Origin of the sequence: Nostoc sp., assembly GCF_036916985.1 — a bacterium.
GTDB lineage: Bacteria > Cyanobacteriota > Cyanobacteriia > Cyanobacteriales > Nostocaceae > Nostoc.
This window is the reverse complement of record NZ_JBALFD010000086.1, coordinates 1-14,490: the sequence shown is the minus strand read 5'-3', so window position 1 is coordinate 14,490 and position 14,490 is coordinate 1. Positions and strand designations below refer to the sequence as shown.

The window sequence follows — 14,490 nt, the reverse complement described above, 5'->3', positions numbered from 1 at the left end:
ATGATGAATTTAACTATCCAAACTTATCCTAAAAATACAGCATCTAAGTTAAATTATGATGTCTTAATTGAAACCGAACCAGATGGCACAGTGAAAGCAACATTGTTAGGTTTACCAGACTATCAATGTTTTGGTGAGAATCAACAAGAAGCTTTATATAATCTCATTAAGCTTTTAGAGCAACGAAACCTTAAAATATTTACTTTAGAAGAAACCTACCCTCCTAAAATTGAATCTCCTTTAATGGAAGCTGCGGAAATATTCAACTCTGAGGGTAACGCTTGGGATGTACTAGAGGCATTAACAGGAACAGTTGAAGCACCAAGTGATTGGTCAATTCGACATAATCACTATTTGTATGGAATGCCCTAAAAATAACGATTAGATAATAGAATGAATCAAGAAAGGTTGTTTTTAGATACAGTATTTATTCAGGCTGTACTGAACAAGAATGACCAATACCATCATCAAGCTAAAGCATTATTCCCAAGAGTAAGAAATGCTTTTGAAGTATGCGTGACAGAAGCAGTTTTGATAGAAGTTGGTAATGCTTTAAGTGCAGTACATCGGACAGCATCAGTTCAGTTTATTAATCAGTGTTATCAAACAGATAATATCAAGGTTGTCAGTGTAGATACACAGCTTCTCATGCGTGCGCTGGAACTTTATCACAGTCGTCAAGATAAAAATTGGGGTTTGACTGATTGTATATCATTTATTGTTATGAAGGAACAGGGTTTAATTTATGCAGTCACGGCTGATATTCATTTTGTACAAGCTGGGTTTGTAGCTTTATTAAGGTCATAATAAAATTTATAAACATTTTTGTTGATGGGTATAAGCAATATTTAACTTAAGGGTTAAAAATATCATGAGTTTATCTAGAAAAATCACGGTGAAGAAGGCAGCACCTCAGTTAAATTATGATGTGTTAATTGACAATCAACCAGATGGTACAGTGAAAGCCACATTGTTAGGTTTACCAAACTATCAAAGTGTTGGTGCGACTGAAGAAGAAGCTTTAAATAATCTCATTCAGATTATGCAACAACGAAAACCAGAAATAGTTACATTAGAAATTGAATACGCCGAAGAAGCTGAACATTCTTGGATGAAATTTGCGGGAATGTTCAAAGATGATACTCAATTTGATGAAGTGATGAACCACATAGAAGAATATCGAAGTGAATTAGATGCAGAAATGGAGGATTATTATAAACAAATTGATGAACGTAATAAACAAAATGATGCTGAGATAGATGAATATGCAAAAAAATTCACAGGCGGAGATCGTATTGCTGCTATGAATTATAAGAGTCTTTTTGATGAGAGTATAAAAGCAAATAAAAATGTAGAGGATCAAATACAGTGAATAAGTTGTGGATATTAGATACAGATCATCTATCACTTTTTCAACAAGGACATCCAGAGGTTACACAGCGTATAAAAAGAAAAAACCCTGAAAATCTTGCTGTTACTGTGATTACATTGGAGGAGAAGCTTCGAGGAAGGCTTAAAAATATTAATGAATATAACAATAAACCATTGAAATCAGATAAATTGATAGCAGCTTATAAAAGATTGGCTGATGAAATTGAATTTTTCAAAAATATCAGAATTCTTGATTTTGATAATCGTGCTTTTGAAAATTATGAGTTATTAATTAGGGAGAAAGGTGTAAGAATTGGTACACAAGATTTACGCATTGCTGCAATTGCAGAATCAGTTGATGGAATTTTAGTAACCAGAAATACTCAGGATTTTGAAAAAGCATACTTACTTTTAGAAGATTGGACTGTTAAGTTGCCTACATAAAAGATGTCTTAATCATGATTTGTAGGATTAACTAATTTATAGGATAAGAAAAGAGATAGATAATAATGGAAAAATCAATTTGCCTATTTGTTGATAACTAAAAACTTTAAATAAATATTATTAGCCTCCCAGTACTCTTTGGCTGAATTTAAAATATCCAATGCTATTTGGTACTGTGTCGGTTCAGCTTGAGCAAATATATCAGCATGCTCATACAATATAACGTATCTCTCAGCCGGACACCATGTTAAATCGGTGATAAATTCATCAAAAGCATCCCAATTATCACCAAAGTATGTAGGAAATTGCATTGCTTCAGCAGCTTTACTTAAAAATGTTTCTTTGCTATTAATTTTTTTACCATCAAGATAAAAAACTTTAGTTCCTGGTTCTGCGGCTATTTGTTCCACTGCTTCACGTATGCCTTGTTTTATATCTATTGACAAACAATTTATAAATTCAGTCATGTATTTATCCTTACTTATCAAGACTAGTAGATGACTTCTTAAAATTTAGGTGTTGGCATTCAGTCTCTATGCTTCCATCAGAAAGTTTTACAAGGGATGAACAACGTTTCACGATAAAAAAGACTTCAGTATTTACATCTCCTTGCATCAAATTAGCTACATCTGCCGCACTCATTTTTGATGTCGATATGCCATTTACTTCCAAGATTTGATCACCAATTTTAATATTTCCCAATGCTGCTGGAGATTTTTCCAAAACATTAGTAATTCTTGGTATTTTAGTTTCTTCATTAACTTGGAATGAAATACCAATACGGATGGTATACTCTTTAATCTTACTTGTGTCTATTTCTCTCCGTTGTGGTTGAGTCAATTTATCTTTTGCATCTTTCACAGAATTAGAATTGTTAGAGCTAGAAAATAGACTACTAATAGAAAAAATGATAAGTGAATATAACGTTAATGAGGCTAATACTGAAATAATAATAACTTGAGCATAATTTTGAATCGGGTTTGTAGTAGACAACTCTCTACCTATTACACTTATTCTTTGCCCTTGTTGCAGAACTATTTCTATAATTTTCTCTGCGGCAAAAGCTTTAGGTTTTAATGTTGATACAACAAAAGCAGCTTGTTTTGGTCTAGCAAAGCCAGGAAATATATCAATACCAAGTTTTGTAGAACGATCGCACCAATAACACTTACCATAAGTTTGGCTGTAGTAGTGGCTGTCTACCTTTCCACAGATAGTTAACTCATTAACAGCAAGTCTGAGCGCCTTTACCCAATCCCCAGCAGTTGGGCGCAAGTTAGAATTTTTATAACCATCGTTAAAGCATCTGAGAAAACATCGCTGAACCTCTGGGTGAATAATCTCAAGAGGTATTGTCCTTGGTACAGGTTGCATCAAACGGTTTGGTGCATACAGCCATAAACCCTGACGAATAAGTTCATTAGTTTCTGGAGTGTCCCCCGCACCTATCCACTTTCCCGCAAAAGGAGTTTGACCACCAAACAACAACTGATAGATAATGACTGCTAACCGGAAGCGATCGTGTACTTCAGTAGCACCTACAATCACATCGTCAAAGATGCGATAATAATTGCCATAATCTTGACAACCTATCTCCTGTTTTTGATGACTTGTTCCAATCTCGTAACGCGCAACAGCTTTCCACTTCACAAAATTTCCTCTAACTAGTAATTTGACCCCATCCCATAGCCGGTAAAGCTACAGCTTGTCCTACTTTGGCACTAGAAACCCGTTTCATCGAAGCAGATAGCCAGACAAACAGATCGCGAAAATCTAAGCCCTTTAGTGTAACTGGTGGACGTTCAGGAGGAGAAATTTGTTTGAGGATATTCATATCAGCATCCTTTACACCAACCGCAAAAAATGACAGTCGGCTTTGTGCTTCTGCTTGTCTCAATCTTTGCGCGGCTGAATCCCAGGAGTCTGAGGGCGCTCTGTCTGTAATCAAAAACACCCAAGGGCGATAATAGAGAATACCGTTATCTTTATAAGTCTGCTTCCGGTTTTCTAGAAAATCCAAAGCATACTCAATCGCCGCACCCATTGGCGTAACACCACCTACTTCCAATGTAGGCGGTGTAAATTGGTCAATTGTTACAAAATCTTGCGTGAGTTTAACTATGGGGCCAAATGTGATCATGGCAACTTCCACACTCAGCGATGCTTGGGAATCTTTTTGTACATCCTCTTTGAAAGCAGCAAGTCCTCGATTTAACTCTTGAATAGGCTGGCCTGACATAGAGCCAGAAGTATCGAGCAGCAGAATTACAGGGCAACGATTTTCTGGATTTTCAACGAATTCAGGCATTCCTACAGCCATTTAATGCTCCTATTGAGTAAATTCTTATACAAGATATATAATTATATTTTACTAGCTAATAGATACTTAAACAGTGGTGTTATTACCGAAACAACTTTCCTACCTAAAATATATAGGCTATGTAGGCTGATGGCGATCGCAATTATTTGTCTACCTGAAGTGTCCAGCATTCGCTAAACTCAGTAATGCTGCGTTATTCCTCATCATGTCCGATTCTCAAACTGTTAGTGCTGCTGTTGTCAAACTCTACAATACCTATCCATTTCCCTATGCCTTCTAAAGATATATTCCATCAATCTGTCCGCACAGCTTTAGAAAAAGATGGTTGGATGATTACTCATGATCCATTGCATCTGAAAGTTGATGACATTGAATTTTTTGTGGATTTAGGAGCAGAAAGACTATTAGCAGCACAAAAACAAGGTCAAAAAATAGCTGTAGAAATTAAATCCTTTATAGGTACATCGGAAGTAACGGAATTTCATCTTGCTTTAGGTCAAACCCTGAATTATCGGCTAGCATTAAAAAAGAAGAACCAGAACGCATTTTATATCTAGCTATTAGCCAAGATACATCTCAAGACTTTTTCTCACGTCAATTTATTCAAGATTCTTTAAAAGAATATCAAATTAAACTTTTAATATTTAATTCCTTAAGTCAGGACATTGTTTTATGGAAGGAATAAATTACTCTCAAATCATTCAAGATATTTTAAGTAACCATTCCGCTAATGATGTGGCTAATGGCACAGAAGTTCAATTGTTGTTTGATGCAGAACGCCATCATTATCAAGTCTTAAATATTGGCTGGAAAGAACAACGGAGAATTTATGGAGTCATCATTCATGTTGATATCAAAGACAACAAAATTTGGATACAAAGAGATGGTACAGAAATCGGTATTGCTAATGAATTAGTTGCTGTCGGTGTACCTAAAGAAGATATTGTATTAGGATTTCACGCTCCTTATAAACGCGAATTTACTGACTTTGCTGTTGGATAATTAGCAGGAAATAAGCAATAGTAACCTTTGCCCTAAAGATCCACTATCCGCTAAACTCAGAAATACTGCGTTATTCCTGATCATGTCCGATTCCCAAACTGTTAGTGCTGCTGTTGCCAAACTCTACAATACCTACCCCTTTCCGCCGGAAGCCCTGTTGGATGAACCACCCCCAGGCTACAACTGGCGCTGGAATTGGCTAGCCGCCCACAACTTCTGCACAGGTCAAAAACCTCAAAAGCAAGATATTCGGATTTTAGATGCAGGTTGCGGTACTGGTGTGGGTACAGAGTACCTAGTTCACCTCAATCCTCAAGCTTCTGTGGTGGGAATTGACCTCAGTACTGGCGCTTTAGCTGTAGCCAAAGAACGTTGTCAATGTTCAGGGGCTAACCGCGTTGAATTTCATCACCTCAGTTTGTTTGATGTGGAACAGTTGCCGGGTGAGTTTGATTTAATTAACTGTGTTGGCGTTTTGCATCATACCCCCGATCCCATTCGCGGTATTCAAGCTTTGGCGAAGAAGTTAGCCCCAGGCGGCTTGATGCACATTTTTGTGTACGGGGAATTGGGACGCTGGGAAATTCAACTCATGCAAAAAGCGATCGCACTTATTCAAGGCGACAAAAAAGGCGACTACCGCGATGGTGTTCAAGTCGGGCGACAAATATTTGCTTCTCTACCAGAAAATAACCGAATTGTCAAATACGATAAACAGCGTTGGTCACTAGAAAACCACAAGGATGAATACTTTGCTGATATGTACGTTCATCCCCAAGAAATTGACTACAACATTGAGACGCTATTTGAATTAATTGATGCTTCAGGACTAGAATTTATTGGTTTCTCCAATCCGAGTTTCTGGGATTTAGAGAGACTTTTGAGCAAAGCACCAGAGTTAGTAGAACGGGCAAAAGAATTGAGCGATCGCCAGCTTTATCGGCTGATAGAATTACTAGATCCAGAAGTAACTCATTACGAATTTTTCCTCGGTCGTCCTCCCCTCATCAAAGCCGATTGGACAGACGATAATTCTCTACTAACAGCGATTCCCGAACTTAATCCTTGTATTGAGGGATTTCCCAGTCAATGTTTCTTTAATTACGATTACCAAATTGTTAATTTATCAGTAGCAGAGTTTGAGTTTATGCAAAGATGTGATAGTCATTCCACAGTTGCAGATATTTTGGCAGGTGTAGAACTGGGATTGGATGAAGTAAGAAGGCTTGTCCAGCAGCAGTTGATTTTGTTGACACCTGCTTAACGCTCTTTTAGTACTCTCGTCAGATTAAATTTGAAAGCCTATTTTGGTGTTAGTCCGCGCAGGCGGACTTTGCTTGTGTAGCTGCGATTTTTAATCGCCTGGATGTTGATACGGAGTTAATCAAAACAATTTATACTCGTAGTGATGAGCGATCGCCCATCACTACTTTTCGCAAATCTAATGTAAATTAGTAAAGTGCCCAAGAAACGCATTATCGTACATCCAGAGAATTGGAGTTTTTTGGAATTCAGCAGTGGTGCAATGTCTAACGACGGTCTGCTACTCTACAATTTCTGATTCGCAGTCCGTGTCTATGCTCCTCAAGCACCAGTTGATTTGAAGCACCCTAGTTATACAAAACCCTGGAGGACAATTATTCACCGAAAAAAGCGAAATTGGAAGAAATTTTGAATTTTGCAGGCAGTAATTCTTGATAATTCTCTCCTTCACTTCCCCATCTCATCAGCCGCACTCTCGCCACTATGAGCGCGACTTTACTGACTGTTTAACGTTGCCAAGAAGTTAATTGTTTTTTCCTAAAGTATTGTTACCGGATCGTGATATGATTCATCTGACTGAATGTGCAGTCATCATATTTAACTGTACTGGTTTCAAGTCCCGTGAGCTTGTCTGACGAATCAATTGCGCCCACTCCGACAACGCAACAAGATGCTAAAACTGGTTCTGAAGACACAGAATCAGGTAACTCCATGCAAGAGTTTTATCAACTCTTCCAGCGATTATTGGTAATCACGCTTGTCTTGACGGGGGTTATTTTTATCTCTGTGTGGATTTTTTATTCCTTAAACATTGCCCTCAATTATTTAATTGGGGCGTGTACAGGTGTGGTTTACTTAAAAATGCTGGCTAAAGACGTTGAGCGGCTCGGTAGTGAAAAAACCCGTCTGAGCAAAACCCGTTTAGCTGTGTTTATGGGAGTAATGATCGTGGCAACTCAATGGCGTGAGCTACAGATTCTACCCATATTTTTGGGGTTTCTAACTTACAAAGCCACCCTGCTCGTCTATATGGTGCAAATTGCGTTCATTCCTGATTCTTAAAAAGTCAGGCTCACAAACATAGTAATCCCATCCTCGCTCGTTGGGGAAAATGCTTGAAGAATGCAAATGCTTAGTGTCTTAAACGCCTTTAATTCTTTTCCCCTCGCCGAATTAGAAGTAGGTAAACATTTCTACTGGCAATTGGGCAATCTTAAAATTCATGGGCAAGTTTTTCTCACCTCATGGTTTGTGATTAGCATTTTAGTAGTGGCTTCAATAGCAGCTACTCGCAATGCAAAAAGAATTCCTAGTGGCATCCAAAATTTAATGGAGTATGCCCTAGAATTTATTCGTGGTTTGGCGAAAGACCAACTCGGTGAGAAAGAGTACCGCCCTTGGGTGCCATTTATTGGCACATTGTTTCTGTTTATTTTCGTATCGAACTGGTCAGGGGCGCTAATTCCCTGGAAGCTCATCAAGCTACCTTCGGGTGAATTGGCAGCTCCCACCAATGACATCAATACGACTGTTGCATTGGCACTGCTGACTTCTTTAGCGTATTTTTACGCAGGTTTTAGCAAGCGTGGTTTGGGCTACTTTAAGAAATATATCGAGCCGACACCCATTCTATTGCCGATCGCAATTCTCGAAGATTTCACCAAGCCCCTCTCCCTAAGCTTCCGACTATTTGGCAATATATTAGCGGATGAATTGGTAGTAGCGGTGCTGGTTCTGCTAGTTCCTCTGTTTGTACCTCTACCCGTAATGGCCTTGGGTTTATTTACCAGCGCTATTCAAGCCCTGGTTTTTGCCACCCTAGCCGGAGCATACATTCATGAGGCTTTAGAGGGACATGGTGAAGAAGAACATGAGGAGTCACATTAGAGTCCCTCAGTTGATGTAATGTTAGATTTTGGATGCTTATTTTGGATTCAATTCAAAATCTAAAATCGGAAATCTAAACACAAAAATTGTTCATTTTGTACTCAAGGTAAGGAAAATCAACATGGGCTCATTAATTTCTGCTTCTTACGTTCTAGCTGCTGCGTCAGGCGCCGGTGTTGATCCATTAGTTTCTGCTGCTTCAGTTCTGGCTGCTGCTCTAGCAATTGGTTTAGCTGCAATTGGCCCTGGTATTGGTCAAGGTAATGCTGCTGGACAAGCAGTAGAAGGTATTGCCCGTCAACCAGAAGCAGAAGGAAAAATTCGCGGTACTCTACTATTAACCTTGGCTTTCATGGAATCTCTGACTATTTATGGTCTAGTTATTGCCTTGGTATTGCTATTCGCTAACCCCTTCGCGTAAGACCTAAAAGTATTTGTGAGTGTGGAGACGTGAACTATCACGCCTCTACAATCGAAAATATTTTGGGTATTTAGTCCTTCTGATGTAGTTTACTACCAATTTTAGATTTTGGATGATCAAGAGTTTTCGGTATATGCTCATGAGCTATACCTGCTCTCAAATCTAAAAGACGCTCCGACGTTGCTAACGCTATGCGATCGTCAATCTAAAATTGCAAATCCAAAATCCCTTGTCCCTTATTGGCTCTGGGATTTCTAAAATACGAAAGGTTGGATGATATTGCTAGCCATGAAAACTGCTACTCCAGCCAAAGAGGAGAGAAATGTTTGATTTCAATGCTACCTTGCCCTTCATGGCATTGCAGTTCCTGCTATTAGCAGCTTTGTTGAATGTAATTTTCTATAAGCCACTGACCAAGGTACTAGACGATCGCGATAATTATATCCGAACTAATACCCTTGATGCCAAGGAAAGTTTGGCAAAAGCCGAGCGTCTAGCCGCCGAATATGAACAGCAACTCGCAGATGCTCGCAGACAATCGCAAGCGACTGTAGAAGCAGCTCAACTAGAAGCTAAGAAAATTACTGCCGAGAAAATTGCTGAGGCCCAAAAGGAAGCTCAGACTCAACGAGAACAAGCTGCTGTTGAAATAGAACAACAAAAGCAGGAAGCTTTTCGCACCTTAGAGCAACAAGTCGATGCTTTAAGCCGGCAGATTCTAGAAAAACTATTGGGGCCAACTCCAGTTAGATAAACTAACTAGACTGGCTCTGTGAAAGCATACGCGCAGCTGGGCCCTAGTCCAGAGCGCAAAATTTAAGTGTCAAAAAAGGCACTTTTTCCCAACGAGATAAAGATACTTTATTTACTACGGGAAAAGATACTTTATTTCCCTCCGGGAAAATACAATGTATTAGCAAGCGAGCAGCGCACTTGTAAATGGGTATCATGGGCACATTCTTATTACTTGCCGCAGAAGCGAACGCTGTTGGGTCTGAATTGGCAGAAGGCGCAGCAGAAGGTGGTTTCGGTCTAAACCTAGACATTTTTGAAACCAACCTGATAAATCTAGCGATTCTGATTGGCATATTATTCTACTTCGGACGTAAGGTTTTAAGCAATATCCTGAACGAGCGACAATCCAATATTGCCACTGCAATTCAGGAAGCAGAAGGGCGCTTAAAAGAGGCAAAGACTGCCCTTTCCCAAGCGCAAGACCAATTAAAGCAATCTCAGGCAGAGGCAGAACGCATCCGCCAATCTGCTGTAGAAAACGCTCAAAAAGCGAAAGAAGCCTTGTTATCTAAGGCAGCGCAAGACGTAGAACGCTTGAAACAAACAGCAGCAGCAGATTTAAACACTGAAACTGATCGAGCGATCGCCGAACTGCGGCAACGGGTAGCTACACTAGCATTGCAAAAAGTCGAATCGCAACTCAAAACCGGGATTGCCGACGATGCTCAACAAAGTTTAATTGACCGTAGCATCGCACAACTGGGAGGCAATGTATGACAAGTCAGGTAGCATCAGCCGAAGTAGCCCAACCTTACGCACAGGCACTTTTGTCAATAGCGCAATCGAAAAACTTGACCGAAGAGTTCGGGGAAGATGCGCGGACTTTCCTGGGATTGCTCAGGGCAGATAAACAGCTACATAACTTCTTCAGCAACCCGTTTATTCAGTCTGAGAACAAAAAAGCTCTCATCAAACGAATACTCGGTGAAGGCGCTAACCCCTACTTACGCAATTTTTTGCTGATACTGGTAGATAAGCGGCGCATTGCATTCTTGGAAGATATTTTTCAACAATATCTGGCGCTGTTGCGGCAGCTGAATCAAACCGTATTAGCGGAAGTAATTTCAGCCGTTCCCCTCACAGAAGCTCAACAGCAGGCAATCATCCAAAAGGTCATCGCCATCTCCAACGCTCGTCAGGTAGAACTAGAAACCAGGGTAGACAGCGAATTAATTGGTGGTGTGATCATTAAAGTAGGTTCACAGGTAATTGACGCTAGTATCCGGGGTCAGTTGCGCCGCCTTTCATTGCGCTTAACTAATAGTTAGAAGTTAGGAGTTAGAAGTTAGGAGTTAGAAGTTAGAAGTTAGGAGTTAAGTAAATAGTAATTTATTTTGACTTTTAACTTTTAAGCTTTGCTTTTTAACTCATCACTCTTAACTCATCACTCCTAACTCTTAACTCCTAACTCTTGAATTTTTCCGTCTCGAAAGCAAAAAAGATAGACACATGAGCATATCAATTAGACCTGACGAAATTAGTAGCATTATCCAACAACAAATCGAGCAATACGATCAAGAGGTCAAAGTTGCTAACGTTGGTACTGTTCTCCAAGTTGGTGACGGTATTGCCCGGATTTATGGTCTGGAAAAGGCTATGTCTGGGGAACTTTTGGAATTTGAAGATGGCACAATTGGCATCGCCCAAAACTTAGAAGAAGACAACGTGGGTGCGGTGTTGATGGGTGAAGGGCTAGAAATTCAAGAAGGTAGTTCTGTAACTGCCACTGGTAGAATTGCCCAGATTCCAGTAGGAGAAGCCTTAATTGGAAGAGTTGTAGACGCTTTGGGTCGCCCCATCGATGGTAAGGGAGACATCAAGTCCTCAGAAAGCCGTTTGATTGAATCTCCAGCACCCGGTATCATTGCCCGTCGGTCTGTACACGAACCCATGCAAACGGGTATCACAGCTATTGACTCAATGATTCCTATTGGTCGTGGTCAACGGGAATTGATTATTGGCGATCGCCAAACCGGCAAAACTGCGATCGCGATTGACACCATCATCAACCAAAAAGAAGAAGATGTAATTTGTGTCTACGTTGCGATCGGTCAAAAGGCTTCCACAGTTGCTAACGTAGTGCAAACATTGCAAGAAAAAGGCGCACTCGATTACACCATCGTCGTCGCCGCTAGCGCCAGTGAACCTGCAACCCTACAATACCTAGCTCCCTACACAGGCGCAACTATTGCTGAGTACTTTATGTACAAAGGCAAAGCTACCCTGGTAATTTATGATGACCTCTCCAAGCAAGCCCAAGCTTACCGCCAAATGTCCCTACTGCTACGTCGTCCACCAGGACGCGAAGCTTACCCTGGAGATGTATTCTACATTCACTCCCGCTTGTTAGAAAGAGCTGCCAAGCTGAGTGACGAATTAGGTAAAGGCAGTATGACCGCCCTACCAATTATCGAAACCCAAGCTGGTGACGTTTCAGCATATATCCCCACTAACGTAATTTCCATTACCGATGGTCAGATATTCCTGTCTTCTGACTTGTTTAACGCTGGTATCCGTCCCGCTGTAAACCCCGGTATTTCCGTATCCCGCGTGGGTTCTGCCGCTCAAACCAAGGCAATGAAAAAAGTTGCCGGTAAGATTAAATTGGAACTAGCCCAATTTGACGACCTGCAAGCTTTCGCTCAATTTGCTTCTGACTTAGATAAAGCCACTCAAGACCAGTTGGCACGGGGTCAACGGTTGCGCGAACTCCTGAAGCAGCCACAAAATTCGCCACTCTCAGTATACGAACAAGTAGCAATCTTGTATGCTGGTATTAATGGATACTTAGATGATGTACCTGTGAATCAAGTAACCACCTTCACCGCCGGTCTACGTGAGTACTTAAAGACTGGCAAGACCCAGTATGCCCAAGGAGTACAAGCATCTAAAGCATTAGGTGACGCAGAAGAAGCTGCTTTGAAGGAAGCACTCACCGAATACAAGAAGACCTTCAAAGCTACAGCGTAATAGAGTGCTGAGTGTTGAGTGCTGAGTGCTGAGTGAGAAGAGGAGTAAAGAGTGAAGATAGATGAGCATGATGCTTACAGGTTCTCACATTTCCAATTCCTATGAAGCTTGGCATTCAGCACTTTCTGTCACTCAGGACTCAGAACTCAGGACTCAGAACTTAAAGTTATGGCCAATTTAAAAGCAATACGCGATCGCATTCAGTCGGTCAAAAACACCAAAAAAATCACAGAAGCCATGCGTCTCGTAGCTGCGGCTAGAGTGCGTCGCGCGCAAGAACAAGTGCTAGCAACTCGCCCCTTTGCCGATCGCTTGGCACAAGTATTGTATGGTTTGCAAAGCCGTCTGCGCTTTGAAGAAGCAAACCTACCACTACTGAAAAAACGCCAAGTTAAGTCAGTTGGGTTGTTGGTTATTTCAGGCGATCGCGGTTTATGCGGCGGCTACAATAATAACGTCATCCGTCGTGCAGAAAACCGCGCCAAAGAAATCCAGGCAGAAGGTTTAAACTATCAATTTGTGATCGTCGGGCGCAAAGCTACACAGTACTTTCAACGCCGCAATCAGCCAATTGATGCCACCTACAGCGGCTTAGAGCAAATTCCCACCGCCGCAGAAGCCAATCAGATTGCCGACCAACTACTTTCTTTGTTCCTTTCAGAAGAAGTTGACCGCATCGAATTAATCTATACCAGATTCCTTTCATTAGTTAGCTCCCGTCCTGTGATCCAAACCCTACTGCCTCTTGATCCACAAGGTCTAGAAGCAGCCGATGATGAAGTCTTCCGCTTAACAACCCGCGGCGGTAAATTTGAAGTCGAACGGGAAAAAGTGACTAGCCAAGTCCGCACATTAGCTCCTGACATGATCTTCGAGCAAGATCCAGTGCAGATTCTCGATTCTCTATTGCCCCTGTATCTGAGTAACCAGTTATTGCGGGCGCTGCAAGAATCGGCAGCTAGTGAACTAGCAGCGCGGATGACAGCCATGAGTAATGCCAGTGAAAATGCCGGTGAACTGATTAACACCCTCACGCTGTCTTACAACAAAGCTCGACAAGCTGCAATTACTCAAGAACTTCTTGAGGTTGTGGGCGGTGCTGAAGCACTAACTTAGATATAGCTAATTATTTATTTGTAGTGCGTTGTAATATATAGCCAATTGCTAATTATCTTAAGATTAGCAATTGGCTGTTTTTAGTATTTGGGACTTTACTGGCACGAACCAAAAATTTTTGTTTAGTAACACATTTCAAGAATTGCGTATTATAATTGAAGTATGAAGCGCATGGGTCCGTCACGGTTTCGACAGGTTGGCGAACGCTGCTCTGTGATTCAGGTCGAGAGTGAGTCTCCTCTCGGAAATCAAAGGCTCAAACAAAAAGTAAATGCGAATAACATCGTTAGCTTTGCTCGTAAGGATGCTCTAGTAGCTGCCTAAACACCTCTTATAGGTTCGAGCGTCTTCGGTTTGACTCCGTTAAGGACTGAAGACCAAACCCCAACGGATGCTCTAGCAAGCGTTCTCTGGTTGGCTTGCTGGCTAAGATTAAATCAGAGCATCCTACGTTCGGGATAATGAACGATTCCCGCCTTGAGGGTCAGAAAGGCTAAACCTGTGAATGAGCGGGGGGTCAATACCCAATTTGGACAGCAGTTCGACTCTGCTCGGATCCACTAAAAATAGTTAACAAGTCCACTTGACACTGTGATGTGTAAGTGGACTTTGTTTTATGGGAAACTCTCATTAGAATTTTCTAGAATGCACAGACAGCTAACTGGAAGGCTTATTCTCAGTTACTTTGTGGCGAGGATGGTTTACCTCATTTAGTTCTTGACCGCTTCAGCCTTGCCTTTGACGTGCTGACTCCCATAGTGATATTTCTCTACATTGCTGGTTGGATTGGCTGGATTGGTCGTTCCTAAGCTGTTCCACATTTCAATTGCATAAATGGTAAACTAGATATATCCGTGCATTCAGCATTATTATGCCTGCCAAAGGGTTTCTAGCTCAATCT

At 41.0% G+C, this 14,490-nt stretch carries 18 protein-coding genes, 1 other RNA gene and 2 pseudogenes; 17 read left to right on the top strand and 4 right to left on the bottom strand.

All coding sequences use genetic code 11. The features are described 5' to 3' along the window. The 4 genes from V7L07_RS28105 to V7L07_RS28090 all read left to right on the top strand — a co-directional run bounded on the left by V7L07_RS28105 (position 1) and on the right by V7L07_RS28090 (position 1,815). The gene (locus V7L07_RS28105) at positions 1–372 is read left to right on the top strand and encodes a hypothetical protein (protein ID WP_335062356.1); all 372 of its coding nucleotides are present in this window, start codon (positions 1–3) and stop codon (positions 370–372) included. A 21-nt stretch (positions 373–393) separates the two neighbouring features. Next, entirely contained in the window at positions 394–807 is a 414-nt protein-coding gene (locus V7L07_RS28100; protein ID WP_335062354.1) for a type II toxin-antitoxin system VapC family toxin, read from the top strand. Between the two features lie 64 nt (positions 808–871). Next, positions 872–1,372, top strand: a complete 501-nt coding sequence (locus V7L07_RS28095; RefSeq protein ID WP_335062352.1) for a hypothetical protein — start codon at positions 872–874, stop codon at positions 1,370–1,372. After that, positions 1,369–1,815, top strand: coding sequence for a type II toxin-antitoxin system VapC family toxin (locus tag V7L07_RS28090; protein WP_335062350.1), 447 nt, complete (start codon positions 1,369–1,371; stop codon positions 1,813–1,815). The genes V7L07_RS28095 and V7L07_RS28090 overlap by 4 nt, the downstream gene beginning before the upstream one ends. 83 nt (positions 1,816–1,898) lie before the next feature. Here the strand turns inward: V7L07_RS28090 and V7L07_RS28085 are convergent, their stop codons facing one another. From V7L07_RS28085 to V7L07_RS28070, 4 genes are read right to left on the bottom strand one after another with little or no spacing between them, the layout of a single operon-like run. Next, positions 1,899–2,282 (bottom strand): barstar family protein, encoded by a 384-nt coding sequence (locus tag V7L07_RS28085; protein ID WP_335062348.1) that lies wholly within the window; start codon positions 2,280–2,282, stop codon positions 1,899–1,901. Positions 2,283–2,292: 10 nt separating this feature from the next. Further along, positions 2,293–3,465 (bottom strand): PDZ domain-containing protein, encoded by a 1,173-nt coding sequence (locus tag V7L07_RS28080; RefSeq protein ID WP_335062346.1) that lies wholly within the window; start codon positions 3,463–3,465, stop codon positions 2,293–2,295. A 10-nt stretch (positions 3,466–3,475) separates the two neighbouring features. Continuing rightward, positions 3,476–4,135, bottom strand: a complete 660-nt coding sequence (locus tag V7L07_RS28075; protein ID WP_335062344.1) for a vWA domain-containing protein — start codon at positions 4,133–4,135, stop codon at positions 3,476–3,478. 41 nt (positions 4,136–4,176) lie between these two features. Continuing rightward, positions 4,177–4,305: a hypothetical protein gene (locus tag V7L07_RS28070; RefSeq protein ID WP_334774712.1), complete on the bottom strand. Its 129-nt coding sequence runs from the start codon at positions 4,303–4,305 to the stop codon at positions 4,177–4,179. A 99-nt stretch (positions 4,306–4,404) separates the two neighbouring features. On the opposite strand from V7L07_RS28070, the pseudogene V7L07_RS28065 reads away from it, so the two are divergent. The 13 genes and pseudogenes from V7L07_RS28065 to V7L07_RS28005 form a co-directional block, all read left to right on the top strand. Beyond that, a pseudogene (locus tag V7L07_RS28065) lies at positions 4,405–4,820 on the top strand (XisH family protein). Continuing rightward, positions 4,808–5,137 (top strand): XisI protein, encoded by a 330-nt coding sequence (locus V7L07_RS28060; RefSeq protein WP_335062342.1) that lies wholly within the window; start codon positions 4,808–4,810, stop codon positions 5,135–5,137. The pseudogene V7L07_RS28065 and the gene V7L07_RS28060 overlap by 13 nt, the downstream one beginning before the upstream one ends. An 82-nt stretch (positions 5,138–5,219) precedes the next feature. Then, the gene (locus V7L07_RS28055; protein ID WP_335062341.1) at positions 5,220–6,401 is read left to right on the top strand and encodes a class I SAM-dependent methyltransferase; all 1,182 of its coding nucleotides are present in this window, start codon (positions 5,220–5,222) and stop codon (positions 6,399–6,401) included. A gap of 620 nt (positions 6,402–7,021) precedes the next feature. Further along, on the top strand, positions 7,022–7,462 hold the full coding sequence (locus V7L07_RS28050) for an ATP synthase subunit I (RefSeq protein WP_335062340.1): 441 nt from the start codon (positions 7,022–7,024) through the stop codon (positions 7,460–7,462). Between the two features lie 60 nt (positions 7,463–7,522). Next, complete coding sequence (atpB, locus tag V7L07_RS28045) at positions 7,523–8,287, top strand: F0F1 ATP synthase subunit A (protein ID WP_335062339.1); 765 nt, start codon at positions 7,523–7,525, stop codon at positions 8,285–8,287. Positions 8,288–8,408: 121 nt separating this feature from the next. Continuing rightward, complete coding sequence (gene atpE / locus V7L07_RS28040; RefSeq protein WP_334774708.1) at positions 8,409–8,708, top strand: ATP synthase F0 subunit C; 300 nt, start codon at positions 8,409–8,411, stop codon at positions 8,706–8,708. Between the two features lie 322 nt (positions 8,709–9,030). Then, positions 9,031–9,462 carry a F0F1 ATP synthase subunit B' gene (locus V7L07_RS28035; protein WP_335062337.1) on the top strand — a complete coding sequence of 144 codons (432 nt, stop codon included), beginning with the start codon at positions 9,031–9,033 and terminating at the stop codon, positions 9,460–9,462. A gap of 185 nt (positions 9,463–9,647) precedes the next feature. Further along, on the top strand, positions 9,648–10,220 hold the full coding sequence (locus tag V7L07_RS28030; protein ID WP_335062336.1) for a F0F1 ATP synthase subunit B: 573 nt from the start codon (positions 9,648–9,650) through the stop codon (positions 10,218–10,220). Further along, on the top strand, positions 10,217–10,771 hold the full coding sequence (gene atpH, locus V7L07_RS28025; RefSeq protein WP_334696213.1) for an ATP synthase F1 subunit delta: 555 nt from the start codon (positions 10,217–10,219) through the stop codon (positions 10,769–10,771). The genes V7L07_RS28030 and atpH overlap by 4 nt, the downstream gene beginning before the upstream one ends. 181 nt (positions 10,772–10,952) lie before the next feature. After that, a complete protein-coding gene (gene atpA, locus V7L07_RS28020) occupies positions 10,953–12,473 on the top strand; it encodes a F0F1 ATP synthase subunit alpha (protein WP_179064006.1) in 1,521 nt (506 codons plus the stop codon). 168 nt (positions 12,474–12,641) lie between these two features. Further along, positions 12,642–13,589, top strand: coding sequence for a F0F1 ATP synthase subunit gamma (locus V7L07_RS28015; protein WP_335062334.1), 948 nt, complete (start codon positions 12,642–12,644; stop codon positions 13,587–13,589). A 173-nt stretch (positions 13,590–13,762) separates the two neighbouring features. After that, positions 13,763–14,152, top strand: a transfer-messenger RNA (tmRNA) gene (gene ssrA / locus V7L07_RS28010). Positions 14,153–14,254: 102 nt separating this feature from the next. Continuing rightward, positions 14,255–14,395, top strand: a pseudogene (locus tag V7L07_RS28005) (Photosystem I reaction center subunit III); the annotation flags it as partial. Positions 14,396–14,490 lie beyond the last annotated feature (95 nt).

Bases quoted from the DNA above. Each gene is read 5' to 3' on its own strand.
- V7L07_RS28105 (WP_335062356.1), top strand. From the start codon at position 1: ATGATGAATTTAACTATCCAAACTTATCCTAAAAATACAGCATCTAAG.
- V7L07_RS28100 (WP_335062354.1), top strand. From the start codon at position 394: ATGAATCAAGAAAGGTTGTTTTTAGATACAGTATTTATTCAGGCTGTA.
- V7L07_RS28095 (WP_335062352.1), top strand. From the start codon at position 872: ATGAGTTTATCTAGAAAAATCACGGTGAAGAAGGCAGCACCTCAGTTA.
- V7L07_RS28085 (WP_335062348.1), bottom strand. From the start codon at position 2,282: ATGACTGAATTTATAAATTGTTTGTCAATAGATATAAAACAAGGCATA.
- V7L07_RS28075 (WP_335062344.1), bottom strand. From the start codon at position 4,135: ATGGCTGTAGGAATGCCTGAATTCGTTGAAAATCCAGAAAATCGTTGC.
- V7L07_RS28070 (WP_334774712.1), bottom strand. From the start codon at position 4,305: ATGCTGGACACTTCAGGTAGACAAATAATTGCGATCGCCATCAGCCTA.
- V7L07_RS28060 (WP_335062342.1), top strand. From the start codon at position 4,808: ATGGAAGGAATAAATTACTCTCAAATCATTCAAGATATTTTAAGTAAC.
- V7L07_RS28055 (WP_335062341.1), top strand. From the start codon at position 5,220: ATGTCCGATTCCCAAACTGTTAGTGCTGCTGTTGCCAAACTCTACAAT.
- atpB (WP_335062339.1), top strand. From the start codon at position 7,523: ATGCAAATGCTTAGTGTCTTAAACGCCTTTAATTCTTTTCCCCTCGCC.
- atpE (WP_334774708.1), top strand. From the start codon at position 8,409: ATGGGCTCATTAATTTCTGCTTCTTACGTTCTAGCTGCTGCGTCAGGC.
- V7L07_RS28035 (WP_335062337.1), top strand. From the start codon at position 9,031: ATGTTTGATTTCAATGCTACCTTGCCCTTCATGGCATTGCAGTTCCTG.
- V7L07_RS28030 (WP_335062336.1), top strand. From the start codon at position 9,648: ATGGGTATCATGGGCACATTCTTATTACTTGCCGCAGAAGCGAACGCT.
- atpH (WP_334696213.1), top strand. From the start codon at position 10,217: ATGACAAGTCAGGTAGCATCAGCCGAAGTAGCCCAACCTTACGCACAG.
- atpA (WP_179064006.1), top strand. From the start codon at position 10,953: ATGAGCATATCAATTAGACCTGACGAAATTAGTAGCATTATCCAACAA.
- V7L07_RS28015 (WP_335062334.1), top strand. From the start codon at position 12,642: ATGGCCAATTTAAAAGCAATACGCGATCGCATTCAGTCGGTCAAAAAC.